The organism is Paenibacillus sp. F411 (genome assembly GCF_017582705.1).
GTDB classification, from domain to species: Bacteria; Bacillota; Bacilli; order Paenibacillales; family Paenibacillaceae; genus Paenibacillus_AQ; species Paenibacillus_AQ algicola.
This window is the reverse complement of record NZ_JAGFIP010000001.1, coordinates 307,425-333,843: the sequence shown is the minus strand read 5'-3', so window position 1 is coordinate 333,843 and position 26,419 is coordinate 307,425. Positions and strand designations below refer to the sequence as shown.

The 26,419-nt window shown below is 48.1% G+C and carries 21 protein-coding genes and 2 pseudogenes; 3 read left to right on the top strand and 20 right to left on the bottom strand.

The features are described from left to right. Nucleotides 1-98: 98 nt before the first annotated feature. Together JJQ72_RS01540 and JJQ72_RS01535 are read left to right on the top strand one after the other, a co-directional pair. A complete protein-coding gene (locus tag JJQ72_RS01540; RefSeq protein WP_208202498.1) occupies nucleotides 99-740 on the top strand; it encodes a TetR/AcrR family transcriptional regulator in 642 nt (213 codons plus the stop codon). Between the two features lie 4 nt (nucleotides 741-744). Then, a complete protein-coding gene (locus JJQ72_RS01535; protein ID WP_138226278.1) occupies nucleotides 745-1,218 on the top strand; it encodes a DUF4188 domain-containing protein in 474 nt (157 codons plus the stop codon). Nucleotides 1,219-1,247: 29 nt separating this feature from the next. Here the strand turns inward: JJQ72_RS01535 and JJQ72_RS01530 are convergent, their stop codons facing one another. The 18 genes from JJQ72_RS01530 to JJQ72_RS01445 all read right to left on the bottom strand — a co-directional run bounded on the left by JJQ72_RS01530 (nucleotide 1,248) and on the right by JJQ72_RS01445 (nucleotide 24,199). Next, entirely contained in the window at nucleotides 1,248-2,105 is an 858-nt protein-coding gene (locus tag JJQ72_RS01530) for an SDR family oxidoreductase (RefSeq protein WP_279591674.1), read from the bottom strand. Between the two features lie 43 nt (nucleotides 2,106-2,148). After that, nucleotides 2,149-2,649 carry a hypothetical protein gene (locus JJQ72_RS01525; protein ID WP_208202497.1) on the bottom strand — a complete coding sequence of 167 codons (501 nt, stop codon included), beginning with the start codon at nucleotides 2,647-2,649 and terminating at the stop codon, nucleotides 2,149-2,151. A gap of 145 nt (nucleotides 2,650-2,794) precedes the next feature. Further along, nucleotides 2,795-4,336: a glycine betaine uptake BCCT transporter gene (locus tag JJQ72_RS01520; RefSeq protein WP_138226280.1), complete on the bottom strand. Its 1,542-nt coding sequence runs from the start codon at nucleotides 4,334-4,336 to the stop codon at nucleotides 2,795-2,797. A 196-nt stretch (nucleotides 4,337-4,532) separates the two neighbouring features. Then, complete coding sequence (locus tag JJQ72_RS01515; protein WP_138226281.1) at nucleotides 4,533-5,240, bottom strand: DNA alkylation repair protein; 708 nt, start codon at nucleotides 5,238-5,240, stop codon at nucleotides 4,533-4,535. A gap of 71 nt (nucleotides 5,241-5,311) precedes the next feature. Then, a complete protein-coding gene (locus JJQ72_RS01510; protein ID WP_138226282.1) occupies nucleotides 5,312-5,806 on the bottom strand; it encodes a GNAT family N-acetyltransferase in 495 nt (164 codons plus the stop codon). Next, nucleotides 5,793-5,951, bottom strand: coding sequence for a hypothetical protein (locus JJQ72_RS01505; protein ID WP_208202496.1), 159 nt, complete (start codon nucleotides 5,949-5,951; stop codon nucleotides 5,793-5,795). Before JJQ72_RS01505 ends, JJQ72_RS01510 begins: the two co-directional genes overlap by 14 nt. Nucleotides 5,952-5,985: 34 nt before the next feature. Then, nucleotides 5,986-6,678: a class I SAM-dependent methyltransferase gene (locus JJQ72_RS01500; protein WP_208202495.1), complete on the bottom strand. Its 693-nt coding sequence runs from the start codon at nucleotides 6,676-6,678 to the stop codon at nucleotides 5,986-5,988. 69 nt (nucleotides 6,679-6,747) lie between these two features. After that, the gene (locus tag JJQ72_RS01495; protein ID WP_208202494.1) at nucleotides 6,748-7,203 is read right to left on the bottom strand and encodes a cupin domain-containing protein; all 456 of its coding nucleotides are present in this window, start codon (nucleotides 7,201-7,203) and stop codon (nucleotides 6,748-6,750) included. 81 nt (nucleotides 7,204-7,284) lie between these two features. Further along, nucleotides 7,285-7,767, bottom strand: a complete 483-nt coding sequence (locus JJQ72_RS01490) for a DUF6933 domain-containing protein (RefSeq protein ID WP_138226285.1) — start codon at nucleotides 7,765-7,767, stop codon at nucleotides 7,285-7,287. A 505-nt stretch (nucleotides 7,768-8,272) separates the two neighbouring features. Next, complete coding sequence (locus JJQ72_RS01485; protein ID WP_208202493.1) at nucleotides 8,273-9,277, bottom strand: glycoside hydrolase family 130 protein; 1,005 nt, start codon at nucleotides 9,275-9,277, stop codon at nucleotides 8,273-8,275. Nucleotides 9,278-9,342: 65 nt separating this feature from the next. Further along, the gene (locus JJQ72_RS01480) at nucleotides 9,343-12,516 is read right to left on the bottom strand and encodes an endo-1,4-beta-xylanase (protein WP_208202492.1); all 3,174 of its coding nucleotides are present in this window, start codon (nucleotides 12,514-12,516) and stop codon (nucleotides 9,343-9,345) included. 136 nt (nucleotides 12,517-12,652) lie between these two features. Beyond that, the gene (locus tag JJQ72_RS01475) at nucleotides 12,653-14,776 is read right to left on the bottom strand and encodes a beta-galactosidase (RefSeq protein ID WP_208202491.1); all 2,124 of its coding nucleotides are present in this window, start codon (nucleotides 14,774-14,776) and stop codon (nucleotides 12,653-12,655) included. A 27-nt stretch (nucleotides 14,777-14,803) separates the two neighbouring features. Beyond that, the gene (locus JJQ72_RS01470) at nucleotides 14,804-16,336 is read right to left on the bottom strand and encodes an extracellular solute-binding protein (RefSeq protein ID WP_208202490.1); all 1,533 of its coding nucleotides are present in this window, start codon (nucleotides 16,334-16,336) and stop codon (nucleotides 14,804-14,806) included. A gap of 45 nt (nucleotides 16,337-16,381) precedes the next feature. Beyond that, nucleotides 16,382-17,260 carry a carbohydrate ABC transporter permease gene (locus JJQ72_RS01465; protein WP_347880707.1) on the bottom strand — a complete coding sequence of 293 codons (879 nt, stop codon included), beginning with the start codon at nucleotides 17,258-17,260 and terminating at the stop codon, nucleotides 16,382-16,384. 16 nt (nucleotides 17,261-17,276) lie between these two features. Continuing rightward, on the bottom strand, nucleotides 17,277-18,230 hold the full coding sequence (locus JJQ72_RS01460) for an ABC transporter permease (protein WP_208202489.1): 954 nt from the start codon (nucleotides 18,228-18,230) through the stop codon (nucleotides 17,277-17,279). A gap of 165 nt (nucleotides 18,231-18,395) precedes the next feature. Beyond that, nucleotides 18,396-20,678, bottom strand: a complete 2,283-nt coding sequence (locus tag JJQ72_RS01455; protein ID WP_208202488.1) for a helix-turn-helix domain-containing protein — start codon at nucleotides 20,676-20,678, stop codon at nucleotides 18,396-18,398. Between the two features lie 203 nt (nucleotides 20,679-20,881). Next, nucleotides 20,882-22,267, bottom strand: coding sequence for a sulfatase family protein (locus tag JJQ72_RS01450; RefSeq protein ID WP_208202487.1), 1,386 nt, complete (start codon nucleotides 22,265-22,267; stop codon nucleotides 20,882-20,884). 60 nt (nucleotides 22,268-22,327) lie between these two features. Further along, the gene (locus tag JJQ72_RS01445; RefSeq protein WP_208202486.1) at nucleotides 22,328-24,199 is read right to left on the bottom strand and encodes an ADP-ribosylglycohydrolase family protein; all 1,872 of its coding nucleotides are present in this window, start codon (nucleotides 24,197-24,199) and stop codon (nucleotides 22,328-22,330) included. A gap of 107 nt (nucleotides 24,200-24,306) precedes the next feature. On the opposite strand from JJQ72_RS01445, the gene JJQ72_RS01440 reads away from it, so the two are divergent. Beyond that, nucleotides 24,307-25,203, top strand: a complete 897-nt coding sequence (locus tag JJQ72_RS01440) for an AraC family transcriptional regulator (RefSeq protein WP_208202485.1) — start codon at nucleotides 24,307-24,309, stop codon at nucleotides 25,201-25,203. Between the two features lie 563 nt (nucleotides 25,204-25,766). On the opposite strand, the pseudogene JJQ72_RS20810 reads toward JJQ72_RS01440, so the two are convergent. Both JJQ72_RS20810 and JJQ72_RS20630 read right to left on the bottom strand, forming a co-directional pair. Then, nucleotides 25,767-25,901, bottom strand: a pseudogene (locus tag JJQ72_RS20810) (glycoside hydrolase family 130 protein); the annotation flags it as partial. A gap of 9 nt (nucleotides 25,902-25,910) precedes the next feature. Beyond that, nucleotides 25,911-26,282: pseudogene (locus JJQ72_RS20630) on the bottom strand (sugar-binding protein); the annotation flags it as partial. Nucleotides 26,283-26,419: the final 137 nt, after the last annotated feature.

Here is a 26,419-nt window from a genome sequence, read left to right as displayed (position 1 = left end):
ATTAACTGCATAATCAATCACAATTGGTCATCTTGACACTTTAGTTAATTTGAGTTAAGTTATTAACATGAGTTAACTAAAAGAGGTGGTCATCCCAGATGCTTACAGATACGTCGTTAAGAGAAATCAAGAAGGCCCGTACGAAGATTGCATTGTATGAGGCTAGTCTGTCGTTGATGGAAGACAAAATGTTTCACGAGGTGATGGTGGAGGATATTTGCAGAAAGGCAGAAGTGTCACGAGTTACGTTTTTTAAATTTTACCCTAAAAAAGAAGACGTGCTTGTCTATTTCATGCGTGTTTGGCTGACCGGACGTATCATTGAGATCGAGCGGGATCATAGACGCGGCTTCGCTTCCATCCGCTATCTTCTGCAGAAGGTCGCCGAGCAGTCCCATCACATGCCGGGTATTTTGCCGAGCTTGATTTCTTTTCTGGCAGAAATGAAGATGCATCCTCACTTGCAGGAATTAAGTCAGGCTGAGATCAAGCTGTTGTTTCCCGGCAATGAAGAAATTGGAAGTGCAACACCGGATCTGTACCGGTTCTTTCTGCGCAGCATGAAAGAGGCTCAAGAAGAAGGTACTCTAAGGCAGGATGTATCGGCAGAAGATGCGGTCAAGATTCTTTTCACTATATTTTATGGGTCTTATTTGACTGCTCAGCAGTATGCTTCGGCAGATGTTATCGGCTTCTACGAAATTCATCTCCGGCTTCTGGAACATTCATCAGAGGAGTGAGAATATGGGAACCATTTATCCCGGACGGTTTACAGCACAGATTGAAGGCCCTTTTGTGGTTTTTATTATTGGAGTGCGGATTAACAAAGCATGGGCTATTCATAAGTGGCTGCCCGTTACACTTGCAATGAGCCCCATGCTACAGGAGCTGTACCGCAATAAAAGCCTCGGCTTCCTGCACGCGTCTTATTACATGTCTTGGCGGGAAGTGATGCTTGTTCAGTATTGGCGGTCGTTCGAACAGCTGGAGCATTATGCCCGGAACGGTGCATCTCATCTCAAGGCATGGAGAAATTTCAACCTTAAGGTAGGAGCCAGTGATACGGTCGGCATCTACCATGAAACGTATCTTGTGGACAATGGCTCCTACGAAACGATGTATAGTAACATGCCTGTATACGGGCTGGCAAGAGCGGGCAGCCATGAGCCGATGACTCCGAATAAGGATTCTGCCAGACAGCGCCTGAAGCGGACATAGCCTGCTCATCCCCCTGCTGCAGGAATGCCTCACACTCTCGGCAGCTCGTATTCCACGCCAACCTGTTCACAGCTCCATTCCCACAAACGCACCGCATCCTGCTTGTTTCTGGCTTTGGATATCAGCTGCTGAGGTTTCTTCTGGTAGAAATATTGGCCTGACACCTCTCTAAGCTCGGGAGCGAGCGAGAGATACATTGCCGTTTCTGCTCCCTGCTCTGCCGTGAGAAAAAATGGCTTCAACAGCTTCATCACAGTCTTTCCGAATCCCGTTTCACGATTGACCCCCATCTGTGTCGCTACGGCGCCGGGGTGAACGCAATTCGCGGTCACCCGGCTGCCCTGCAGTCGGTCGGCCAGCTCTTTGGTGAATAAAACATTCGCCAGCTTGGATTGGGCATACGCCTTGATTGGATGATATCTTCGGGTCATAAATGGATCGTCAAAACGGATGTTCCCCGCCTTATATGCACCCGAGGCTACTGTAACCACCCGCCCCTGCTCTGCTGCCAGCAGCGATTTCAGGAGCAAATGCGTCAACAGAAAATGCCCTAGGTGGTTCACCCCAAGATCCATCTCGAATCCTTGAGCCGTTTCCTTCCGGCGGGTCATTACTACGCCAGCATTATTGAGCAGCACATCCAGCACGTGATATTTCTCCTGGAACTGCGCAGCAAAAGCGCGGATGCTGTTCAGATCCGCCAGATCACACAGCATCAGCTCCAGATCATTCGATCCGCTTCGCTCCTTCGCTTCTTTCAGCGCGGATTGTCCCCTCTCCAGACTGCGGCATGCCATGATTACTTTAACGCCCTTCCTTGCCAGCTCTACCGACGACGCCAAGCCCATACCTGAATTGGCGCCTGTAATGATCGCGATTTTTTGCAAGCATCTCACTCCCTTATGTTAGATGTGTATCTAGCCAGTCCTATCATGATTCAATGTCTGCCTGCTTCAATACCCGGTCCTGCACCTCGAAGCGCGCATCGTCTCGAGAAATTCTGGAAGGTAAATGCGTCAAATCCACCTCTCTTCGGGTAAACGTCCGATCCAGCACTACGTTCCCCTTCTGTACAAGCACCAAGTTATTGAAGGATTCATCATCAAGCGGATGTTGTCCCAAGGAGCTCTTATCCACAACATAATAGCCCAGATAGGAAGAGGTTGTCCATGAAGTGCCCACAAGCTCCTCCATCTGCTGCTTGGACGTATATGGAGGAAAGACATACAGTGTATCCCACTCCAATGCAACAAGCTCGGACATGTTGAACGTATCTCCTTGATCTACAGCGGTCAATAGCGCTTGGTCGAATTGTTTGGCATTAGGCTGAAACACCTTCATAGTTACGTATTCATAAAAGCTTAAACTAACAATCACCAGGAACACTGCCAGAAGTGCCCAGACTAACTTTTTGGGTCGTGTGTTGAACATGCATGTTCACTCCCTCTGAAGTTATGATAGGAATCATCCTAAATTCTAACCCACTTTGTCATGATATACAAAAAAAGACCATTCCAGGGAAGATAAGCCAAGCAAGCTCAGGCTTCTTCCCATCGAATGATCTCTTGATGCTCTATTAGGCTTGTCCGTTCTCTTCTGCTTCCATCATCCGGCGCAGCTTCTGCTGTATACGCTTCTCTTTACGCCTCCGCTCCTTGTCCTCCATTTGCAGGGCTCGCAGGAGGGAGAAGCACATTCCGATCAAGACGAGCGCAAACGGAAGCGCGGCCACAATAGAGGCGGTCTGCAGACCGCTTAGCCCGCCGCTTAGCAGCAGCACGATCGCAATGAAGGACTGTAGGATGCCCCAGGTCATTTTTACCTTCAGCGTCGGATTCAAGGTTCCGTCCGAGGTCAGCATTCCAAGCACAAAGGTCGCGGAATCTGCCGAGGTAATGAAAAAGGTCATGATGAGCAGCGTTGCGATAAAGGCAATGACTGCACCGAGGGGCAGATGCTCCAGTGTAATGAACAAAGCAGTGGTCGTGTTTTCTTTCACGGCTTGGGCAACATTCCCAAGATCGAATAATTCCTGATGCAGTCCGGTTCCTCCAAACACCGAGAACCAGATGAAGCCGAAGGCACTTGGCACCAGCATCACATAAATAACAAACTCCTTAATCGTGCGGCCTTTGGATACTCTGGCAATAAAGGTGCCCACAAAGGGTGCCCAGGCGATCCACCATGCCCAGTAGAACAGCGTCCACATCCCGACCCAGGCTCCCTGCGAGAAGGGGGTCAGCCTCAGGCTCATGACAATGATATTCTGGACATAATTTCCGAGCGTCGTCGTGAAGGTGTCGAAGATAAACGCAGTCGGTCCCGCGATCCATACAAACAGCATGAGCAGCACAGCAATGACCAGATTGGTGTTACTCAAAATCTTGATCCCCTTGTTCAGGCCTGTACTCGCAGAGATCAGGAACAGCACCGTTACGATCAGAATGATGATCACCTGATTCCGCGTGGAATCGGCCACTCCGAACAGATGATTCAGGCCGCCGTTAATTTGCAGTGCGCCCAGACCCAGCGAGGTCGCAACTCCAAACACGGTAGCCAGAACGGCGAGAATATCGATCGCTTTGCCGACCCAGCCGTTGACGACACGCTCCCCCAGAAGAGGAATGAACGTGGAGCTGACCAGACCCTTATAATTCTTGCGGAACTGAAAGTAAGCCAGCGCGAGCGCAATGACTGCATAAATGGCCCACGGATGCAGACCCCAGTGGAAAAAGGAATATCTCATCGCTAAACGGGCGGCCTCTACCGTCCCTCCAACCGCGCCCTCCGGCGGAGCCAGATAGTGAGACAGGGGCTCAGCCACGCCCCAGAATACGAGCCCGATTCCCATCCCGGCGCTAAATAGCATGGATAGCCAGGACAACGTGGAATATTCCGGTTCGTCGTCATCATCGCCCAGCCTGATATTGCCGAAGCGGCTGAACGCCAGATACAATGCAAATACGAGAAAAAACAAGGTGGCAATCAAATAAAACCAGCCGAAGTTCTGAATCGAGAACCCGTATGCCCGATCGGCTACGCTAGCTAGCTGGTCGGGAGCAATGGCTCCCCACAATGCAAACAGCACTGCAATAATAATCGTGATGGTAAGTACCATAGCTGTCCTCCGTTCTTCCCGCTGTCCGTGTTCACAGTATGTACAGGGCTGATGCTCTTATTCACCCTTTTTGAAAAAATAAGACACAGTCGGGGTTGTTAACCAGCTATATATTATACCATCTTTTTAGCAAATAAAAACAGCACCGACTATGATCCCCTCCGGCACTGTCTGAAAAATCTCCATAGCTCATCAGCTAACAACGGACGTATTTGCGTTTAAAGCCCAGCCTGCCTTTTTCAACCTCCTTCTGGATACTGTGATATGCATCAAGACGGCTCGTCTTGGAATTGCCACGTTTGACCTCTACGACGCCCACCTGCCGGGCTGTTTCTACAGCCTCCGCATGCAGCGGCACATACGAAATTCCTGCTGTATAAATGAAATTGTTCATTGCCGCTTTGGTTCTCTCCGGCGAGCTGTGGATGAAATCCTGAGCCTGCTGAAGCAGACCTGCCAGCTTGAGCCGGTCAAAGGCATCATCAGGACGGTTGCCCATCAGCCAGCAGTAACAGCTCCAGCCTGCAGACATTTTCAATTCTTCTCCGCTCTGGATCCAGCGGTCAGCGACCGTTTGAGCCCGCTCAGATTCGGCGAGCGTGACGGCGACAACATAATCCGACAGCATATAAAAATACGCTCCTTCTATCCAGGTCTCGAAATCCGCTTCTGTCATGACAGCAGGATCAGCAATGATGCCAGCGAAATACATCGCATCGTAATTACCTGTAGCGTACAGCTCGTCAGCCAGGGACTGATTGATTTTGATTTGTTTGGCCAGCGGCTTCATGGCACCTGTTGCCACCCCGAACAGCGGCTCGCGAGCGCCTTGGGACAAATAGATATTTCGGGTACGTTCTTTGCCAAGAGACGACAGCTCCTGCATGACCGTGGATCGCTCCATCGCTTCCACCCTCCTTGCTTGTGTGATTCACCCACTCTAGAATACTAATCTGAACGTGCGGCTGAGCCTTCTCAAAGCTTAAGCACATATTTAACTTGTGTTTTGCTTTGACCTTCCAGCACTTCATGTTTCTCCTCCGCAGCATAGAAGCCGGATTTTTCATAAAAAGGGATAGCTATACGATTCTCTTTCGCCACCCAGGCAATCAGCACGCCTGACTTCAGATCATGAGTATACTGTCTCAGGAATGCCCGACCAATCCCACGCTGATGATACCGGGGCAGCACATACATTCTCAGGATTTCATGCTCTCCCTCCTGAAGCTGCCTTCGCTGTGCAAAGCCGGCAAGCTGGTGATCCAATTCCGCCACCAGAAATCCAGGAAGCTCCTGCTGCTTGTCCTTCTCCAGAGATCTCCTCAGACTGTCTTCAGCGTAAGCATGGCGCAGGAAATGATCGATAAAGCTTGGAGAGTAAAGCTCTTTATACGTATGCAGCCAAGCCTCTCGGGCAATTCGCTGAATCTGTGAAATGTCCTCGATCTCTGCACTTCTAATCGTTATCATGAAGCTTCTCCTTCGTGATCCTGTCCAGCTTCCGGTTGATCGAATCTAACGAACTCTGCAGCTTTCTCATCTGCTGGAGTCCCGAGTACTGATTGCTAATTACTCCGGCGAAGGCAATGATTATAACAATGACAACAAAATTCATTTCTCTCATCCTCTCTTGCGAGATGTATCTCAGACTATTTATAATGCTTGTACCAAATGCCTGCACATTCTGGAACGGTCGACCATTGATGCTCTTTAATCCGGGCTGCGAGCTCATCTCCGAAAAAGAAAGTCATCATCTCCACAGCCTGCTGCGGGTGATCATAGCTGTAATCCATACGGATCCAGCGGTGTGAGAATTCGTAGTGCTTCTCTAGTAAGGAAAAATAGGACTCCAGGAAATCGGGTGGAGCAGGTGTGGTGGTGCCTGTGCCCAGCGTTTCAATAATTATCACGGTGCCCTGCGGTTTTAACACTCGCTCAATCTCTTGCAGAATCCGCTCTAACTGTTTCGGACCGTCCTCAATGCCGGAGTGAGTCAAATAGCAGATGCTCCACCCGGAAACGACCAGGTCTACAGAGGCATCAGCTAACGGAAGCTCGCGATGATCGGCTACGCACGTGCTCCAGTTTTTGGGGATAGACAGATTGTTTAGTTTCTGGTCCAGCCGCTCCAGCATTGCTGAAGATACATCGGTACAGACCACCGATTGTGCCCGGGGCGCGATGGTCGCGGCCAGTCTGCCTGTACCTGCACCGAGATCCAGCACGTCCAGCCCTTCTACAGACCGAATGTCCCTGATGATTTCCAACATATCCGGCTGCCGAGCAATCATGTCTTCATACATGTCCGATTCATTATCGTATATACTTTTATGATTTGCCATGTATCATTTCTCCTATCCTTGGATGGTAACATCAAGCATCATATAGAGCGGTCTAATCAACTGCCAGGTTCATTGGCTATCCCTGTTCTGCTGGTTGTGCTGCTCGTACCACTGAACCAGGCTGGGCATCTTCTCTTCGAAACCGCCAGGCATATAAAAATTAAGCACCCCCGCGCGCGCCTTACTTTTATTCATAAAATCATGCATAACATTCGGTGGAATACGGATGAACGTTCCTTTCGGGGCGTCCAGACTCTCATCTCCTACCAAAAAAGACATTACACCTTCAATCACATAGAACAGCTCCTCGTGCTCTTCATGACAGTGCGGACCGGGGCCATCACTTTGAGCATCCAGCCACCATTCAGACACACAGTAGCGGTCATTTGTTTCAGGACCATCGGCAAGAAACACACTACGCATCGGCCCCATCACATAATTACGCCCGGATCCCGGCAAGTGTATTAATGTCTTTTGGGACTCTGCTTCTGATTGAAAATCTGATTGAGGATTGCTTTTACCCATTAGGCAACACTCCTTTCATTATGCATGAACCTGATTTCAATTGCCGCAGTTCTATGTTAGATGAAGTTCATATTTGACAGCTTATGAGTACCTGTTCATTATTTCTTTTTTAAATACTTGAATCGGCTCTTCGTAATCAATCGGTTTATAGATCATGCTGTTTAACATTGCACTGAGGTCATGGGTGTGATCAAATCTCATAGTTTGGCTATAAAAGCTCATTTCATTCAAGGTTCCAAGGACGCTTCGGTCATTCGTTTTCCCCATGCTGATCTCTCCAGCCTCCAGAAAATACTGCTCTACCAGCCCTCTTCTCACACCCTCCAGCTGTAAATACTCTTTGACTCCAGTGACGAATGTCTCCTTCAGCTTTGCCACTTGCCCGCTTCGAATTCCGTCAACGAGGAAGCCCAACCGGGTTGCGTCATTGACAAAAATGATATGTTTTTTTTGTAGCTGCAATAGATTCGCATGCCAGCTAAAGAATGGATAGGTATGCTCTAGCTCCACCGGGGCTGTTTTCATATCTTTAAGCAGCTTTTGAGTGCATTTCAATGCCAGCATCGGCTTTCGCTCCTTTGGGTTTGACTAGGTGTAGTATTCCTGTCTATCATACCCTATCTGAAAGCGTTTAGCTGTAAAAATAGGCGGCAACTACAGAATAAACCATCTAGGGCTTGCGCCCGAGGTGCGCCTAAGGGGCGCCCGAAGGGCGCCGCAAGCTAACGGTTGTCACAGGTGCTATTTAGTCCTTTTCGGGAGCGCCCCCATTCTAACGGTTGTGAGACACGCTAATCGAGTCTATTGGGGACCAACCGCACGTAATCAGGTATATAAGCACTGTCACAACCGTTAGAGTTACGTAATCAGCAAATTAGCCGCAATAAGCACTCTAGCAACCGTTAGCCTAACAGCGCTGCTTGGCGCACCTGACGTGCGCAAGTGCCGAACGACTACGACTCAATACGCTTGCAGTAAACGATGCTCACAACGACAACGACAACGACAACAAGCACAAAGCCTGCACGCCACAATAGTGACCTGCAGGCTTCGCTATAAAACTAGCTGCCTATTTCATTACGGACTGCTCCAGGCACAGCTTGACCAAGTCATCGACATCAGCGGTAGCCACACACTCCACAGTATCAGAAGCGCCATAGTAAATCTTCACTTCACCGTCATCCTCCAGAATCATGCCTCCTGGAAAAATGACATTGGTTCTAAAGCCTTCCAGCTCGTAATCCGCTTCGGGTGCAATTAAGGGATCTTTGTACAGCCCTAGTACTTTATGAGGGTTGTTCAAATCGAGCAGGCAGATCCCGGCTGTGTATCTTTTCTTCCAGGTATCCTCCCAGCCGTTTTTTCCTCTGGATTGATCGATGTCTACCGCGTGAATGGTCGTCAGCCACCCGTATTTTGTCTTGATTGGCGGAGCCCCTGGTCCAATCTTGTCATTGGCATATGGAACATCCTCCACCCCAAGCACCAATTGAGCGTTCCCCCAATATTTCAAATCCGGCGATTCCGACATCCACATATCAAACCGATCTCTGCCACGACTGTAGACAGGAAACGGCCTCTCCAATCTCACATAATTTCCATGAATCTTTTCAGGAAACAAAACCATATTGCGATTATCCGGCACCGTCAAGCTTAGAATCTCAAAATGCTCGAAATCATCAGTGACAGCGATCCCTCCCCTCAGTCCATGGCGAGTATCTACCGCAAAACACATATACACACGTCCATCAATCACAGTTAGACGAGGATCATAAGCGCGAATAAACTCCTCATCCTTCAAGTGAAAGATCGGCTCCGGTTTCACGTCCCAATGGATCCCGTCACTGCTGAAGGCAATTCCGATGTTTGTAGTATGAGAGGGAGCCAGTGTTTGCTTGACCGGATCTCCATAGTCATTGCGAAATACCATGACATATTGATTTTGATACTTTGTTACCCCCGCATTAAATACCAATGCAGGATGATAAGGAACATGCTCTCTGGTCAAAATCGGGTTCTGCGGGTGGCGCTTGATTACCGAACAGGTCTGCAGCTTTCCAATACGTGTCTCCATCCATTTCTCCTCCAATGTTCGTCTTTATTAAATGTATCAAGCAACCGCTAGAGGCTTCATTCAAGCTACAATAGCATATCTCCCAAGAGCCTGATGACTCCAAACCCGGAACTGTTCTGATACGATTGTCCGGTAGAATCATTCCAGCCGACTGCACTATCTCGCTTGCCGTTGCCATTCTCATCATTGTTTACCTGAATATCGAAACCGATTAACGTCTCTGCCTGCTCTGTAATCGCATCCAGATCGATGGCAGCCTCAATGTGATAGCCCCCGGCAACCGTAAGGACAGAGGATGTCATCTTCGCTGAAGAAGCTGACCCCCCATAGCTCTGCACATTGTTGAAATTCACACGATACTGTGCGTCATCCGCTTGGTAATAAGGTGTTTTTCCCAGGTTCTGATCGATGAATATTTCAAGCGAGTCTTCCTCCCACGGATTGCTGCTGGCATCGCTTAACAACGTATCGCTTACTTTGGCGAAAACATATAAAAACTGCCCATCCCACATCGTTTTGACATTTGCAGTAGCACCGCTTGACCCTTGAATCCACTGACCTGTCGTCATTTCCACGGCGTTTGACCAAATACCATCCTCCACCCCATCAATGGTTGGCGTGCCGAATACGGCATCTGAAATGTTCAGCGCTCGGGTAAACGTCAATACTCCAAATTTGGACGTGTCGTTGTCTTGAAGATTCGACGTATCATTCCAAGAAACCTTATTTGATGCAGCTGCATCTGTGAAGCGGATATCAAAGCCCACCTTTTTTCCAACAACCCCTGTGGCTTCAATGGGAATTGCCGCCTCAATACAGAAGCCTGTCGCTGTTTCCGCGACATGGAATGTTACATTTGTATTCGATGTCGTGCCGTCACGATAAAATGTAAACTTAGCGTCATCGTAACCGTAGGTTGTTGCCTTATCGTTATCCAGGTCCAAAAACAGCTCGATCCGATCGCCCGGGTTCACGGTTGGGTCTTGGGATTCACCAATCACATATAGATAATCTGCATCCCATGAGGATTGCCATTTCCCGTTTAAACCGTTGCTGTTCCCCACCTGAATTTCGCTATGGGAGCGCCATAGCAAATCCTTTTGTCCATCAATCTCAGGTGTACCCTGAGGAGAATTTTGCTTTTGAATAAGTGGCGGTAGCCTGGACGGATCAACAATACCCCAATAAGCATATTTTGCCTGCAAATCATAGTCGAACAGCAAAGGTGCATCCGTACGAGATTTGCTTAGCCAGGTATAGTCGTCTGCAAGTCCCCAAGTCGTCACGGAATCAATATAGAGGCTATAGTTTTTGTATTCATCAAAAACACTTTTTACGCGATGCCCATGCTCCACGAGAACTTGTTCCGGCACAGCATTCCTGTTGTCTCCTTGAATGTTTTCCGGCCAAGGCTCTGTTAGATTTCCATATACGCTTACATCGAGCTCGGTGATATGATTTTCTAGTCCTAGTCCCGCAAACATCGTAACGGTTTCTCCGATACCTGAGGGGTCCGGATTCGTTAAATCGATATGCATCTGATGGCCAACCCCGTCAATTGGAATCCCCTCATTTAGTAATTGCTCCACCAGATCGTAGAGAAACTGCCGTTTCGCAGGATCTTTTACTGTGCTGAATTCATTAATATAAAGCTTTGCGTCAGGTGCGACCTCCCGAGTTACATTAAATGCGACTCGAATAAAATCTAGCCCCGTGATTTCAAACCATTTCGTTCTGCGCATCCCATCCGGCTGACTGGCATCGATCACTTCATTAACGACGTCCCATGCGTATACAGAATCCTTATATCTGCCAACCACTGTACGGATATGATTCTCCAATCGTTGAAGCAGGAGCGCTTTGTTCTCTGGAGTAGCTGTCATGTCATTTCCATTTAAATCCTTGAAGAACCAATCTGGCGTTCCATAATGCCACACCAGTGTGTGACCCCGAACGTTCATCTGATTGGAAACCGCATATTGAATAAATTGGTCCGCAGCTTCAAAGGTAAAATGACCTTCTTGCGGCTGCAGCCGGATCGGCTTCATCTCATTTTCAGCGGTTATACTGTTAAAATGCCTTTTAAGCAGTTCACTGTGCCTGCCATTAAGATGAAGCATTTCAATGGCGGCCCCCATGTCGAAATAAGGAGCGACTGTCTGATATAACGATGGGATGTTTGTTTGAATACTTGGGGATTGATTCCATGTCAACTGAAAATCGTCCAGATAAAAGGAAGGGGTACCGGACTGGGATTCTGGATAAATGGTCAGAGAATCAGCATCATACAACAGTTTATATGTCGCTTTCAGATTCACCCATTCGGAATCCGTGACCAACGTATTAGGGATAACGGTTTCATAATAAGTTTTGCCGGCGGATATACGCTGAATCGTCATTCGCAGGTTTTCTGGCGCCTCTCCTGCGTACAGCTTTACCCATACGGACAGCTCATACTTTTCTTTTTTCACAATGTGGTCGGTAATGTGCAGCCGCGGCCCGCTCCAGGTTTGCGTACGATTTGAAACGAGCATGCTTCGACTGCTTTGCGAGCTGTCATATGTGTTTCCAGCCGTCACGGTCAGCTGGTCTGTTGTCCGAGCCGGTACCCATCCCTTTAATGTGCCATCCTCAAAGTCTGTGACTACGCCTGACGCTGCAGGATTTGACATCGTTGCGGGCGCAATAGTTACATCGTCCAAGTAATAGACATCGCCTGCGATTGAGCTTTCTACATATAACGTCAGTGAATCCATATCCGATGTAAACATGTACGTACCCTCAAGCCTGACCCAGTCGGTGGTCGATACATTGGCACTGGCAATGGTATTCCAGCTTGAGGAGCCGCCAACCGGCTTCTTTTCCATCGTCATTCGAATCGTGCTGACCGGATCTGCAGGCTGCTTATTCGCCAATTTGACATAGCCGGTAATTTGGTAGGACGTATTTTTCTGCAGCAAATCCTTGGCATTGATGCTCGGCGCATTCCAGGTTTGCGTGCGTCCGCTTGTTTTCAAGCTATAAACACCAGAGTACGCAGCCTCCGTTACGGCTGTGACCTGAACACTGCTGCCTCGGGGTGCCCAGCCTTGCGTGGTGCCGTCCTCAAAGCGGTAGTCCATGTGTACCTGGGATGCTGGCTGTTCAGCAAAAGCGGTTCCGGTATACATAGCAGAAGGAATACTTAATGTAAACATGAGAAGGAGAGTGACCATTTTACCCAATAGGCTTTTCATCATATTGAACCTCCTTGTTAATCAACGCTTACATTACATACCATAGATGAACTTAAAGACCAGTAACTCCAGCGTAATCAGGGAATGGACGCAAACCACTGCGTCCATTCCTTCTGTTACGCGTAAAACGCGGTATTTCTTACTGGAGTAAATATACCTGGACATGCAGCGGCGGGATGGAGACGTGTATTCTGTTCCCTTCGAGGCTCCTCTCTAAACCGTTGACTATGTCATAGGCTGTATGATACGGCCCGGCGTTGATCTGAACCATAGAATCCTGAAGACGCTCACTGTGGTTTATCAGAATCAAAATATCTTCTTTATCCTTGTTCATCAACAGACTCCCTTGGATATTCACACACCCGCTGTCTAAAGGCATGTGAATCCCCAATTCTTTGACGAGATCCAGAACGATCACTTTAGCACCACTCTCAGATTGGGCTGTGTCTTGGCGACGGAGTTCGTCACCAATGCTATCTTTAGGAGCATAAGTGAGACCCAGGTGCACACCGCTCATATATGCATATCCTGAGCCAGCTTTGTTTTTGATCAAAGCCGGCCCTGATCCATCTGCATACTCCGCAACGGCTTCGGCAGTGACGTTCCTGTACGTCTCTTTGAGTTTGCAATTCGTCAGCGTCAGCTTCTGGCCCCGGTATATAACCTCAACCTGCTGCTGATTACGGAGATCCTCCTCCTCGCATCCGAATATGGACTCAAAACCGCTTCCGGGAACGGTGTAATCAATCATCAAAGAATCGTCAAAGGCTGCAAAGTAGGGGTCCGACAAGATGGATCCTCCGGAATGAACATACTCCATCAACACTTCCTTCACATGGACATGCAATGCGGAGGGCTGTGGAAGAATAACGAGCTTATAGCGCTTTAACTGTTCTACATTCGTGAATTCTTCATGCACAATATCGACGGGAATATTTTGTTCCCACAGCATTCGATAGTATCCACTCATACAATCAATTGAAAAATTGGAATTGCGATGATCACACCAATCGACCAAATATGATTGCAAGCTAAACACAATGGCAATCTCAGCATCTGCAGGCGTAGAATCATGGAAATGATGCTCATAGGAATTTAAAATCCGTCCTATATTAGCCACAGCTTTTAAATTTTCCGTCTCGTTACCCGCATAATCGGTCAGTCCGAAGCCTCCGAATTCATGCCCGTGCGCTTCTTTTCGATATTGCCAGTACAGGACTCCTTTAGCTCCATGACGGATCGATTCCCATGTCCAGATCGCCAATTCTTCCTGCCGCGCCATGCCTTTACGCCCGAAGCCTCCACTGTGATCACCCACACCGAGCTCGGCTTGCCAGAAGGTTTTTCCGTTTGCTGCTGACCGTGCAGCATCTGTTGAAAAGCCTAACATGGAGCTGCTTTGAACGCTGGATGGAAATGCACTGAATCCCCACAGCTCGAAGTGCTGAGCATTACGCCAGTCATCAAATGCCATTCCCCCAAGCTGGGGACAGGTAATACTGCCGCCGCCCCAGGAGTGGGCAATGACTGGACGATCATCCTGTTTACGAATCACGTCTGACCTCCAGCGTATTTCATCCGCTACATTCTCGATCATGAACATCCGGAAATCAACCTGATCGTTGTACCCAAACCTCCATGTAGGTGGTCGCACGTCCTCCCAATCGCTATGATGCCGTCCCCACGCCTCATTCAGCTTGTGCAGTTCACCATATTTGTGCTGCAGCCATACCCGGAATTTCTTCCGAGTCGCATCGCAGAAGCAGTAATGATCGTGTGTGGCACTACCGATATCGACCCAGTTATGAGGCTCATTCATCGGCTCCCAGAACGAAATTTCAGAACGATTGGAAAGATGACTCACTACAGCTGTAATAAATTTTTCTTCATACTGCCTTACCTCGGTATGGTCATAGCAAAGTCCGGGCCAGCCTCCCGAAGGCGTATTGCTCCGGGCGGCCGGCTCGAACGCCTGCCCGCGGGCATCGACATAGTAATATTGAGGATACTTGCGTATAAGCCATTCCGGAGCCCCGTGCAAATGAAATAGGTAGCCTACTTTCAGACCGTGCTTGGCAACAAGGTCGGAGAAGGTGTCAAGGTAATCCCAGTTATACTGACCCTCCTCCAGTTCCAGTGCATTCCATACCAGCCATGCTCGAATCGTGTTAAAGCCATGCTCTTTCATGCTGGCCAAGTCGCGGTCCCAATCCTTCATTCTGGGCGTCCACGAACGCAGATATTGACTGCCAAATACGAACATGCGTAGCCGCCCCAATCTTTATAGTCGTTATTGAGCAGATTGTTTAATCTTGTACTGTTCCTCAAATTCCTGCATCATGGTCTGAACAGTCGAATTATTCAGCAATTGGTCTACGTAAGCATCCCAATCTTCGATTGTGCTCTGTCCGACAATGACCTTCGTAATATTGGTTTCCAGATCCTTGAAGACATCAGCACTTCGTTTTGCATACGTATCCGAAATCAAACCGACGCCAGGATCCAATTTGGACTGCTCGTAGTACATATCCGTCTTTTTCTTCAGATCATCCTTAAATTCACTAGGGATATCGGATTGCTGATCAATCTCAAAATATTTATTGTAAGCATTGACAATCACATAAACGCTGCCGCCTACATCCTTGGCCAAAGCATCGGCATCGGTTACTACTTTCTCGCCGTTTTCTACCTTGTGATGAATGCCTTCAATGCCGAATTGTCGCAGTTCATTAATTTCCTTGCTGGCAGACTGCTCAAGGTATTCCAGAATTTTTTCCACTTTATCCTTATCTACAGAGGCCGGAATCATAAATGCCCCGAAGAAAGAATCTCTCGCAAATTGAGCGTAGTCTGCGGTTCCCTTCAGCGGCGGTAATACCATGACCTCGCCCTGAGGATCTGTTTTCTTCAATTCCTTCTCAATTTTCCAAGCGTTATGAATTGGACGCTGCAGCACGCCAGCTTTACCCTGCTGGAACATCTCAACCTCTTGGCCTGCCTTCAGTACGGAATATTCGGCCGGAATTAATTTTTCTTGATACAAATTCCGGGCATACTCCAAGTAATCACGGAAGTATGGAGTCAGCTGCTTGATGAGCTGCAGACCTTGCCCTTCTACTTCAGGATTTAAAGTACCGTGAGCGTACATGCCAATCGCCATGGGATAAGTTCCGTAAGTAGCCATAGGAGCTGCGATATCCGGCTTATTCGCTTTAAACGCTTTCATAACCTCAGTCAGCTCATCCATCGTTTCCGGCGTTTTCAGGTTCAGCTCCTCAAGCCAATCTTTACGGATCAGCAAGGATTCACTGATGAGACCGGTAGCGTTAGGAATACCGTATATTTTCCCGTTAATCTTGGAATCTGCCCAAATATTTTCAGGGATCATCGCCAGGTTAGGATATTTGCTCATATCGGACAAATACGGTGTCAAATCCAGGAAAGCCCCTTGATTAATGGCATTTACGATATTGGCATCCGTAAAGTTTTTGACGACCGTAATGTCAGCCAGCTTTCTGGAAGCGAGTGCTAAATTGATTTTTTCGGTAAAAGACGGGCTGGTCACAAAATCAATGCTGAGCTCCACGTTCGTTCTTTCCTGCAGCTCTTTGTAAAATGGACTGCTCGCTACATCCGGCGGCGTTCCCCAGATTAAAGTCTGCATGCTGATTTCTGTCGGAGAGCTAGCTTCTGTGGAAGGTGAGTCAGAGCCTCCTGGATTTGCCGAGCCTTCGGAGTTAGAGCTGGCACAGCCGGTCAACACTTGAGCCATGATCAATGCAATACTGAGCGCAGCAAATGCACCTTTCTTCAACTTAAGCATGAATGAATCCCCCTTATTTTTTGAATGAGTAATGAACATGAACAGCTACCCTTTTACGGAACCAAGCAGGACACCTTTAGCAAAATGCTTTTGCAAGAAAGGATAAACTAAGAGAATCGGTAGAATAACCGTGACCAGCGCGGCCATCTTAATCGTCTCCGGCGGAAGAGCTACACCCGGTTCCATAGAAACCACGGACATCCCTCCAACGTTGGTTTCGTTCTGCAAAATCATTTGCTGCAGCAGCACTTGCAGCGTCCATTTGGACGAATCTTGAATATAGATCAAAGCGGAGAAATACGTGTTCCAGTACGTGACCGCAAAGAACAAAGAGAACGCAGCGATGACTGGCATAGACAATGGCAAAATAATTTTGTACCAGATCATAAAGTCGTTGCAGCCATCAATCTGGGCCGAATCCTCCAGGCTTGCAGGGAGTGTATCAAAGAAACCTTTGACTACGAAAATACTCCAGGCATTCGTAAGCACCGGCAAAATGAGTGCCCACAGGGAATTAATCAATCCTAGCTGATCCACTAACAGGTAATTCGGAATAAGCCCACCGTGAAACACCATGGTAAACAATACCATCATAATCAGCAGGCGTGATCCAGGCATCCCCCTCTTGGTAATGGCGTACGAGAAGGAAGTGGTAAAAATCAGACTTAAGACCGTACCGATCACCGTAATAAACGCGGTCGCCTGAAACGATTGCAAAAATGATTTGGCTGATAAAATATACCGATAGGAATCCAAGGACCATTTCTCGGGAAATATGATGAATTTCCCTGCTACATACGTTTTCGGATCCGTAAAGGATACCGCAAATACATAGAAATATGGGAATATCATAATGCCGCAAATCAAGATTAGCACGGCATAAATGAATATATCTACCCACTGCGCATTAACCGTTTGCTTCACACAGCTGACCTCCTTATTAATACAGCCCCTGCTGTCCAAAGCGTTTGGCCAATTGGTTGGCGCTTACAATAAGGATCAAGCTGGCGACTGATTTAAACACCCCCACAGCCACGCCGTAGCTGAATTGACCTGAGAGCAAGCCTCGCTTATACACGTACGTATCAAAGACCTCTGCAACGGGCTGAACTAACGGATTCTGCATGAGTAATACTTGCTCAAAGCCGACCTCCAGCATGCTTCCCATTCGCAATATAATAAGAATTACGATAGTCCCGCTGATCGCTGGCAGCGTAATATGCCAAATCTGGCGCATACGGTTCGCTCCATCTAGAAGAGCTGCTTCATATTGCTGTGGGTCGACACCCGCAATGGCAGCCAGGAATATGATTGTGCCCCAGCCAACCTCCTTCCATATGCTCTGCCCCGTTAGCATCAGCCAAAAGGCATTAGGGTTGGTTAATATGGATACCGGATCTTGACCGATAAACACGAGGAATTTGTTCACCAGGCCCACATCTGTGGATAAGAACAAGTACGTAAAGCTTGCTACAACGACCCATGACAAGAAATGGGGAAGATAGACAATAGACTGCGCCACTCGCTTGAACTTTTCCTGTCTGACCTCATTCAAGATCAGCGCCAGGACGATCGGCAACGGGAAAGATAGAAACAATCCCAAAAAACTGATCGCTAGCGTATTTCGCAGCAATATCCAGAAATCCTCATATCCGAAAAACACTCTGAAGTGCTCGAAGCCTACCCATTCGCTCTCAGCAAAGCCGCGGAAAGGATTATAGTCCTGGAATGCCAGAATATTGCCCCATAGCGGAACATACTTGAACAAAATAAAGAACAACGTTGTAGGTGCTGCTAGCAGATAACACCAACGGTATCGGACCATAAGGGCCCATAGCCGTTCTGATTTAGACGGGTTCATATGTTTATGCTGAACGTTATGACCACTCTCCATATACTCACCTCCCTTCATGTATCCACTGTAAACCGAACAGCTCTGATACATAAGAGACATGTTTTTACCCGACCTCAAGCGTTGATATGTCTGGCTTTCTGGCGTTAAACCGTACATATTTTTACCTAATCCTGCAGTCTGCCTAAAAAAATATACGCTTCTTGATTACTCCCGCTGCCGGGATCTAAAGGCATTGGGAGGACTTCCTTCATATTGCTTGAATAATCGCCTGAAGGTAGGCTCCGTGTAGCCCACTCTCGCCGCAATCTCGGATATTGTCCAGTCTGTATCAAGAAGCATGATTTTGGCTTTGGCCACCTTCACCCGGGCAACATAATCAACAAACGTCATCCCTGTCTTCTGGGCAAATAGCCGACTAAAGTAGGATGGATTCAGCCCGACATGCTCGGAGACCGCTGTCAGCGACAAGTTGCTGTCAATGTTGTTCTCGATATAGCTTTTGGCTTTGTCCACATTATGAAAGCTTTGCCGCTCCCGCTCCTGGTTCACATAGCTGGCGATCAAGGGCAGCAGCCGTGTGCGGAATAAACCCTCCATCTCGCTGCTGGTCGTACATTGAAGGAGGAGCTCCAGGATGTTCATTTCATTCAGTTGAAGGGCGCAATCATTGAAGTGACGGCATAATGATGCATAGAGCAGAATATAGGAGTGCTTGATCATGGTAGGAGAACAGCCACTGTGAGTCAGTCTTTGGCCAAACTGGGCGAAGCCGATCATAGACTCCTCCTGATTACCGTTTCTCAGACTCAGCACAATCGCCTGTTCTTCTTCCAGGGGGTACGGGGACTCTTGTTCCAGCGCAGGCAGTTCTTCAATACTAATGGTTCGATTACCGCCTTGCACAAGTCGGTATCTTAATGCTTCCTGTGCATCATTAAAGGACTTATGGACGGAGTATATATCGGGGCAAACGGATCCGATCCCAACGGACACATTAAATTTCATATAAGTCTCTACAGCCAGCCTCACTTCTTCACTGTAAGCTTGGGATCTAGCTTGAACATCTTGGTTTGATTGTTCTTCCTGTCGCAGTCTTAGCAGTACAATAACCCGGTGCAGGTCAGTAAACGACAACACTTCTGCCTGCATTCCTTGCTTGTCCAGCACTTCTTTGGCAATATTGGCAATCGAAAACAACACGAGCTGCCAATCTTCCTTGCGAAACCGATCTTGGGCATCATACTGCTCCGCGTCGATCACAATAACCTGACATGCACCTTGTGCTTCAATATGGTGCAGCTGACATAATCGCTTCGTCTCATCGCGAGTCTCATTCGCATAGTATCCGTTCATTAAGCGGCTGAGCATCATTTCTCGAAGCACAGGCGCTTGCACGGTATTAAACTGCTCGATCTCCCGCTTCAAATTGGACCATTTATGACGAATGATCCCCCATTCGTCCATCCCTGGTGACAGCATCCCGTATTGCTCCTCCTTGAGCAGCTCGGACAATGGGGCATAGAGCTTGCGGGAATTATAATAGGTCAAGCAAATGCCCAGAATAAAAGAACCCAGAACGACCAAGATCGAGGTCCACAGCAGCTTCGATTTGAAAGTAAACATATTGTCAACAGCTACAGTCTTCACGATGAGCCACTGGGTCTGTGATGATTTGCTGTACATCGTGATATTTGAATTGCTGTAATCGGTTACAGAGCCTGAGGATTTTCTGTCCGTGCTAAGGATCTCTTCGCTTGCTTCATGTTCCGGGATTGTCCCCAACATTTGCTTGTCAGCATGCGAGAGAATTCGATTGCTGCCATCCCATATTTCTATACGAGCATCATGCTTGATAAAGTCAAACAGTTCGGCTTCCGAATAATAAACGGCCAAATATCCATAATCGTTCGCTGAATATACAGGCAGCTGCCGGACAAATGCGAGATTAGGCTCCGCGGTGCTTCTCTGGGATTCTCTGTATACTCCTGTCCACGCTTTTCCACCAGACAATTTCAAAGAACGATAAAATACGTCTGTTCGAGCATCCACACGTGACAAAAAGCCGTTCTTTGAAGACAGCAGCAAGCCTTGTCTGGGTAAATACAAATCGATGCTGAAGGATTTCGGAATCGTCTGATGAATCAGATTCACTTTCTTGTAAAGCTCCAGCAAAGCCACTGCATCTTTGCCAATATCTAAGTCATAGACTGCATTGAGTACTTCATTGTCCAGTGTCAGACTGATGGTCGCTTGCTCTGTTTCAGTCATCACTGAATCCATCCGCTGTCGAATTTGCTCCAGTTCACTTAAAGAAGCCTGCTCTACCTGCTCTTCCATGTTGGATGACATCAGCCAATATGACAAAGCCATGCTTATGGCAAGGGGAATATAAACGGAAATCAAGCCAAGAAATAAGAGCTGGGAAAAATATCTTCTTCGCAGCGGGTGCTTTTTTTTATACCGTTTGTACATTTTGACCAGAACCATTTCATCCCCTCCATGTCCGGCGCTTTTGACGTCAAATGTATTCCATCAATGCTTGTTATCTTTATACTAAATGGCATTATGTATTGTCCGCAATGCCTGAGACTTCAGTTCATGATAAAAAACGGCAATTCCGGGACTTTAAAAGCTCGTCCTGGCTTGCCGCTGCTTGCTATAAGGATTGTACGGACCTGACCCGTTCTCTGTTAATACGTCCAGGTCCGCCATTTTGGTGTTTCGATCTCCAGCATCCGAAGGGCAAGAAGCCGGCGCATGTCAGACAGCACCTCATGATACTGAGGATGATCTGCAACATTCCTGTATTCCCGCGGATCCTTATCCAGATCAAACAGCATTTCCTTCCCATCAGTCTCCAGGACATACCTATGTGATTGGGTGCGGATATTTCTCCACCCCGTATGCTCCATGAGGGCGCACGCCTTAGCTTGATAAGGACGTGCTTCAAAAAGTGGAAACAGTGATTGTCCCTTTAAACGTTCAGGAACGGGGATACCGGCACTTTCTAGCAACGTAGGGACCACATCGACCCCTTCTACCAGATGAGAGATCCTCTGCCCCGGCTTAGAAATGCCCTGGGGCCAACGAATGATGAGCGGCACTCTGCTAATACAATCTGGCCCCGGATAAGCTTTTCCGTAACGAAGATACTCGCCTAAAAATTCCCCATGATCAGAAGTAAAAACAACAATCGTATCATCCTGCAGCCCCAATTCCTCAAGCGTATCTAATATGCGCCCCGCATGATAGTCGACCTCACTGATCATCGCATAGTATCCATGCTTAACGGAACGCAGCTCGCCATCCGAGCATGCCCCCGATCGCTGTCGTTCATTTTCGTATTCTTGTGGATATTCAGTCAGACTTAAGCCCTCCGGCTCATAAAGATCAAGAAATTCTTTGGGTGCGACCCACGGGGAATGGGGAGAATATATGCCTGCGATACAGCACCATGGCTCATGCTGATGCTGCTTGATATAAGAAATTGTCTGCTCCGCCACAAATGCGGTGTGTGTGATTTCGGAGCGGCCCGGAAAGGGCTGAGCGTCTTTGGATTCTCGTGTAGGATGCTTAATCTTCTCCTCCATCCCCATTAGAGATTTCCATATCTTTGTTGCCGGAGGAAGTCCGAGACTGATGTCCTCCTCTTCCCCTGGATAATTCCTTTTTACCCAGGACCGATATGCATCCTCATAACAACCTGGCTCATCGGAAATCTCCAAGTGATCAAATCCGTACGAAGGATGCACGTCACGATGATCTCGGTTGGCGTGTGGCAGAAAGTGCAGCTTACCGATATTTCCGGTATGATATCCGTAATTTTTCAGGAGCCTGGGCAGCGTCATGGTTTCCTCAGGGACCGGTACACCCATGTGAGTAATACCCAGACTCGATGGATATTGCCCCGTTAAAAAACTGACGCGACTGGGCATACAAACGGGATTCTGAACAAAGTAATGGTCAAAGTTCATCCCCTCCTTTGCCAGTCGATCCAATCGGGGGGTTATGATTTCCTTATTGCCATTGGCTCCTAAAGCATCCCAGCGTTGTTGATCCGTATAAATAATCAGCATATTCGGCCGTCTCATACCGCAGCATCCTCCTGTCTCATCAAGACTATCGACCTTATCGATCTAAACCGTAAATAGAATGTCCGTGTAGTAATAGTACGGCCCTGGAGTTTCCGTATTTTGCACGGCTACAGGCAGCACGTAGACCTCGAGCTGCGTTCCAGTTTGCCGCGCTGTTATCTCTAATTCATGCATACCCTCGGGCAGGATGAATTCGGAGAATTGACTCTTCGGTGCGCGATGATAAGCCGGCATCAACTCTTCCATGGTCGTGCATTCGATGATAACTTCACCATTTAAGCTCGCCGTCACGGCGTGATTAGAAGCAGTAATCAATCTGATCTTACGTTCGCTTGGATTATAAATCGTTGTCTTCGCCCGATATTCTCCATCCTGCTTCGTCCCCAGACACTGATCCCAATCCAGTCGATTTCCAGTAAAGCTGGCTTTTACACCTTCGGTCTGGCCGGGGCCCCAGACGATCCATTCATTGGCTGGAACGAGGACGATGGCTTCATTCAGTTCAGCCCAAACCGATTGATCATGCAGCCTGGTAATAACCGCTGTTAATTCATAAGCCGGAGCAAGCGCTCCCTCCATACGGACCTCAAAGTCAAAGCGTTTACCTTGTCCAGCTTCTAACTTGAAGCTTTGCTCCGGAGTTCCCTTCCATGTACTCGGGAGATTCAAACCAAGCGTTCCCTTCCATGGCTCTAGTGAATGATTGACCAAGGTCAATCTCAAGGTCTTGTTTTGCTGACGGCTGATCGCCGGTCCCATGTCTCCGTATTCAATAAGCAGCTCTAATCCCAGCGGCTCCGTGGAGCCCTGAGGCAGTAGTCTGCGGTCCATCGTAGCTTCGCGGTCCCAAAGAGTACGAACCCGATCATTGGCTTCCACTGAAGCATCGTCCATTTGCGTAGCCAGCTCCGGATGCACAATGATCTCCGTATCCCAGGCTGCCAGCACCTGCTTCCCCATCCGAATGGTTCGTCTTGTTAATTCGGCCAGATCGGCGGGCGCCGGGAACCCTTTGATGGGCGGACTTACAGCGATGCGATCCCCAATAGGTCTCACCCACTTTTCCGGTAATCCATCAGGTCCGGCAATCATTCCGAGGATTGCGGCAAGTGTAGCCGCGGTACAATCTGTGTCGTAACCACAGTTCACTGCTTTTAGAATCGCATCCTCAAAATCTTTTCCATAGAGCCACCCATGAATGGTAAAAGCAATATTTTGCGGGGCATCTGTAAAATTATCATGTCCATGGTGCTCCAAAATCAGCTCTCGGGCTTGAATCCAGTCCTTGCCTTCTTTATGCCACTTTAACAAATCATATAGTGCTTTCGCTGTACGACTCGTCTCAGGTATGTATGACAACCCTATTGTTATCAGCTTATCCCGATCCTTCTCCATAAAGATTGCACTCTCAATCGCAGCAAAAAACATTTCTCCATACACACCTTCACCGCCTGCATGATCGACCACGGCATCCTGGTAAGCATAGTGTGCAGCGATATGAGGTGCTCCGGGAGCAACCATTCCCCAAATTTCGGAACGAATCGGTGAGCCCATACAGTTGGTGAACGGATTGTTAAACTGACCTGCCAAGGGGGCCTGAATGCCTCTTCGCAGGTTGGTAAGTGCATAGCCGTATTCATCGAATGGAAAGAAAACATGCTCGATCCATTCCTGTCCAAGTTCCTTGCAGGTGAGCTTCGGACCATATTGCTCCAGCGCATGCAGCCATACCAGCTGCAGGTCTAAATCATCGTTCGCCAGTGGCAAATCTTCTAGCAGCGGATAAAAATCTAATGAAAGGAGTTCCTTTTTGCCCTCATCAGGTGCACCCAGGGTTCCTCCGATGTTTTTACCTAACCATCCACCATAAACGGTATTATAATAATCCTGCTCGTTCAAAATGCGAACACCCATGGTTTGATGCCTCCAATTTGTTATAATGAGGTCATTATAAAATGTGGATGTATCGGAAGCCATGAACAATTTTCATGTATCAATGAGCTTAGAACACGGAGGCAGCCATGTATTATTCATTGTCCAGACTATCTTCACTGGATGTTAAATGGGCTGGATTATTTGATGCCAGCTCCCCTTCATTCAAGTGGAATCACTATAACCCTCACTATCAGCTGATCGCAGCCGTTGAGGGTCCCGTCTATATTAGAGTAGGAGAGCAGCAGTACACACTCCGCTCCGGGGAATCCCTTCTACTGCTTCCGTGGGAACAGCATACCGGATGGAACCGGGATGAACGGCAGGGGCAATTTTTCTGGACACAGTTCTCGTGCTCTCCTGAAATCAATGTATTCCAAACCGGAGGTGCGGGCCTTAAAATTGTCCATGCCGAGAAAACCGAACTTCGAACAAATGAGGCCAGCCACGAGGATTTGCTCGTGATTCCCAAGCTGCATCTATCGAACCAGCGTTTCACGCTACTGGGCTTGTTTGAACAGTTGGTCACTGTGTCGGATACGCCTCAAGGATATTTTCGCTTTCAGCAAACGCTGCTGCTGGGTGAGATTTTGCGGTTAATCGCTGCGGGCTTTCTGGAGCAGATTGATCAGCATGCTTCTTTTCCTACTTCTTATATTACTTACCGGAAACTTGTAAATTACTTAAATCATGAATATGAAAAGGATATTAGCAAAGAAAATCTGGAACAGGCCATTCAGCGCAAATACGGTTATTTATGCCAGGTGTTTAAAAAGTATGCTGACACTACCATCATCAGCTACATTCATGAGCTTCGTGTTCAAAGGGCCAAGCATCTCCTGCTTAACACCGATAAAAGTGTCGGAGATATTGCGACCGAGATCGGTTATCAAGATTCCTTCTATTTCAGTCGTGTTTTCAAGCGCTTAGAAGGCTTGGCACCTCAGCATTTTCGAAATCAGCAAGCTGTAGATGACCATAACTAATACGAGCCTTTCGGAAGCTCATTTAAAGCTGGATTTTCTTATGAGAAGGCACTTGCATCCGAGCTTACTCTAGAAGCGCTTTAAGTGCTCCAGGTGCTCCAGGTGCGCCCGGGGGGCGCTTGGGGGGCGGCCCGGGGGCGCTCGAGGGGCGCCCGAAGTGCGCCCGAGGGGCGCTCGAAGTGCGCTTGAGGGGCGCCCGGAGGGGCGCCCGAAGTGCGCCGCAAGCTAACGGTTGTCACAGGTGCTATTTAGTCCTTTTCGGGAGCGCCCCCATTCTAACGGTTGTGAGAAACGCTAATTGAGTCTATTTGGGACCAAACCGCACGTAATCAGGTATATAAGCACTGTCACAACCGTTAGAATTACAAAATCAGCAAATTAGCCGCAATAAGCACTCTGGCAACCGTTAGCGTAACAGCGCTGCTTGGCGCACCTAACGTGCGCAAGTGCCGAACGACTACGACTCAATACGCTTGCAGCGATGCTCACAACGACAACGACAAAAAGCACAAAGCCTGCACGCCACAATAGTGACCTGCAGGCTTCGCTATAAAACTAGCTGCCTATTTCAATACGGACTGCTCCAGGCACAGCTTGACCAAGTCATCGACATCAGCGGTAGCCACACACTCCACAGTATCAGAAGCGCCATAGTAAATCTTCACTTCACCGTCATCCTCCAGAATCATGCCTCCTGGATCGAAGCCGATTAACGTCTCTGACTGCTCTGTAATCGCATCCAGATCGATGGCAGCCTCAATGTGATAACCCCCGGCAACCGTAAGGACAGAGGATGTCATCTTCGCTGAAGAAGCTGAGCCCCCATAGCTCTGCACATTGTCGAAATTCACACGATACTGTGCGTCATCCGCTTGGTAATAAGGTGTTTTCCCCAGATTCTGATCGATGAATATTTCAAGCGAGTCCTCCTCCCACGGATTGCTGCTGGCATCGCTTAACAACGTATCGCTTACTTTGGCGAAAACATATAAAAACCGCCCATCCCACATCGTTTTCACATTTGCAGTAGCACCGCTTGACCCTTGAATCCACTGACCTGTCGACGGCGTTTGACCCAATAATATTTTTAGCTCATTTCCGTACTAAAACGGATGTTTTGCATATAAAGAAGCGCCGATGCTTGAAAGCAGTGTCGGCGCTTTTAGGTGTGACTGGCCACGTATGTATCCGATGAAATAATTCTCCTTCAGCAGTT

What these genes read in the sequence shown, in the direction of transcription:
- JJQ72_RS01460 (WP_208202489.1), bottom strand. Translation starts at nt 18,230, where the DNA reads ATGGAGAGTGGTCATAACGTTCAGCATAAACATATGAACCCGTCTAAA.
- JJQ72_RS01500 (WP_208202495.1), bottom strand. Translation starts at nt 6,678, where the DNA reads ATGGCAAATCATAAAAGTATATACGATAATGAATCGGACATGTATGAA.
- JJQ72_RS01445 (WP_208202486.1), bottom strand. Translation starts at nt 24,199, where the DNA reads ATGGGTGTTCGCATTTTGAACGAGCAGGATTATTATAATACCGTTTAT.
- JJQ72_RS01440 (WP_208202485.1), top strand. Translation starts at nt 24,307, where the DNA reads ATGTATTATTCATTGTCCAGACTATCTTCACTGGATGTTAAATGGGCT.
- JJQ72_RS01535 (WP_138226278.1), top strand. Translation starts at nt 745, where the DNA reads ATGGGAACCATTTATCCCGGACGGTTTACAGCACAGATTGAAGGCCCT.
- JJQ72_RS01450 (WP_208202487.1), bottom strand. Translation starts at nt 22,267, where the DNA reads ATGCTGATTATTTATACGGATCAACAACGCTGGGATGCTTTAGGAGCC.
- JJQ72_RS01490 (WP_138226285.1), bottom strand. Translation starts at nt 7,767, where the DNA reads ATGCTGGCATTGAAATGCACTCAAAAGCTGCTTAAAGATATGAAAACA.
- JJQ72_RS01525 (WP_208202497.1), bottom strand. Translation starts at nt 2,649, where the DNA reads ATGTTCAACACACGACCCAAAAAGTTAGTCTGGGCACTTCTGGCAGTG.
- JJQ72_RS01540 (WP_208202498.1), top strand. Translation starts at nt 99, where the DNA reads ATGCTTACAGATACGTCGTTAAGAGAAATCAAGAAGGCCCGTACGAAG.
- JJQ72_RS01475 (WP_208202491.1), bottom strand. Translation starts at nt 14,776, where the DNA reads ATGTTCGTATTTGGCAGTCAATATCTGCGTTCGTGGACGCCCAGAATG.
- JJQ72_RS01520 (WP_138226280.1), bottom strand. Translation starts at nt 4,336, where the DNA reads ATGGTACTTACCATCACGATTATTATTGCAGTGCTGTTTGCATTGTGG.
- JJQ72_RS01515 (WP_138226281.1), bottom strand. Translation starts at nt 5,240, where the DNA reads ATGGAGCGATCCACGGTCATGCAGGAGCTGTCGTCTCTTGGCAAAGAA.
- JJQ72_RS01510 (WP_138226282.1), bottom strand. Translation starts at nt 5,806, where the DNA reads ATGATAACGATTAGAAGTGCAGAGATCGAGGACATTTCACAGATTCAG.
- JJQ72_RS01495 (WP_208202494.1), bottom strand. Translation starts at nt 7,203, where the DNA reads ATGGGTAAAAGCAATCCTCAATCAGATTTTCAATCAGAAGCAGAGTCC.
- JJQ72_RS01505 (WP_208202496.1), bottom strand. Translation starts at nt 5,951, where the DNA reads ATGAATTTTGTTGTCATTGTTATAATCATTGCCTTCGCCGGAGTAATT.
- JJQ72_RS01485 (WP_208202493.1), bottom strand. Translation starts at nt 9,277, where the DNA reads ATGGAGACACGTATTGGAAAGCTGCAGACCTGTTCGGTAATCAAGCGC.
- JJQ72_RS01470 (WP_208202490.1), bottom strand. Translation starts at nt 16,336, where the DNA reads ATGCTTAAGTTGAAGAAAGGTGCATTTGCTGCGCTCAGTATTGCATTG.
- JJQ72_RS01480 (WP_208202492.1), bottom strand. Translation starts at nt 12,516, where the DNA reads ATGATGAAAAGCCTATTGGGTAAAATGGTCACTCTCCTTCTCATGTTT.
- JJQ72_RS01455 (WP_208202488.1), bottom strand. Translation starts at nt 20,678, where the DNA reads ATGGTTCTGGTCAAAATGTACAAACGGTATAAAAAAAAGCACCCGCTG.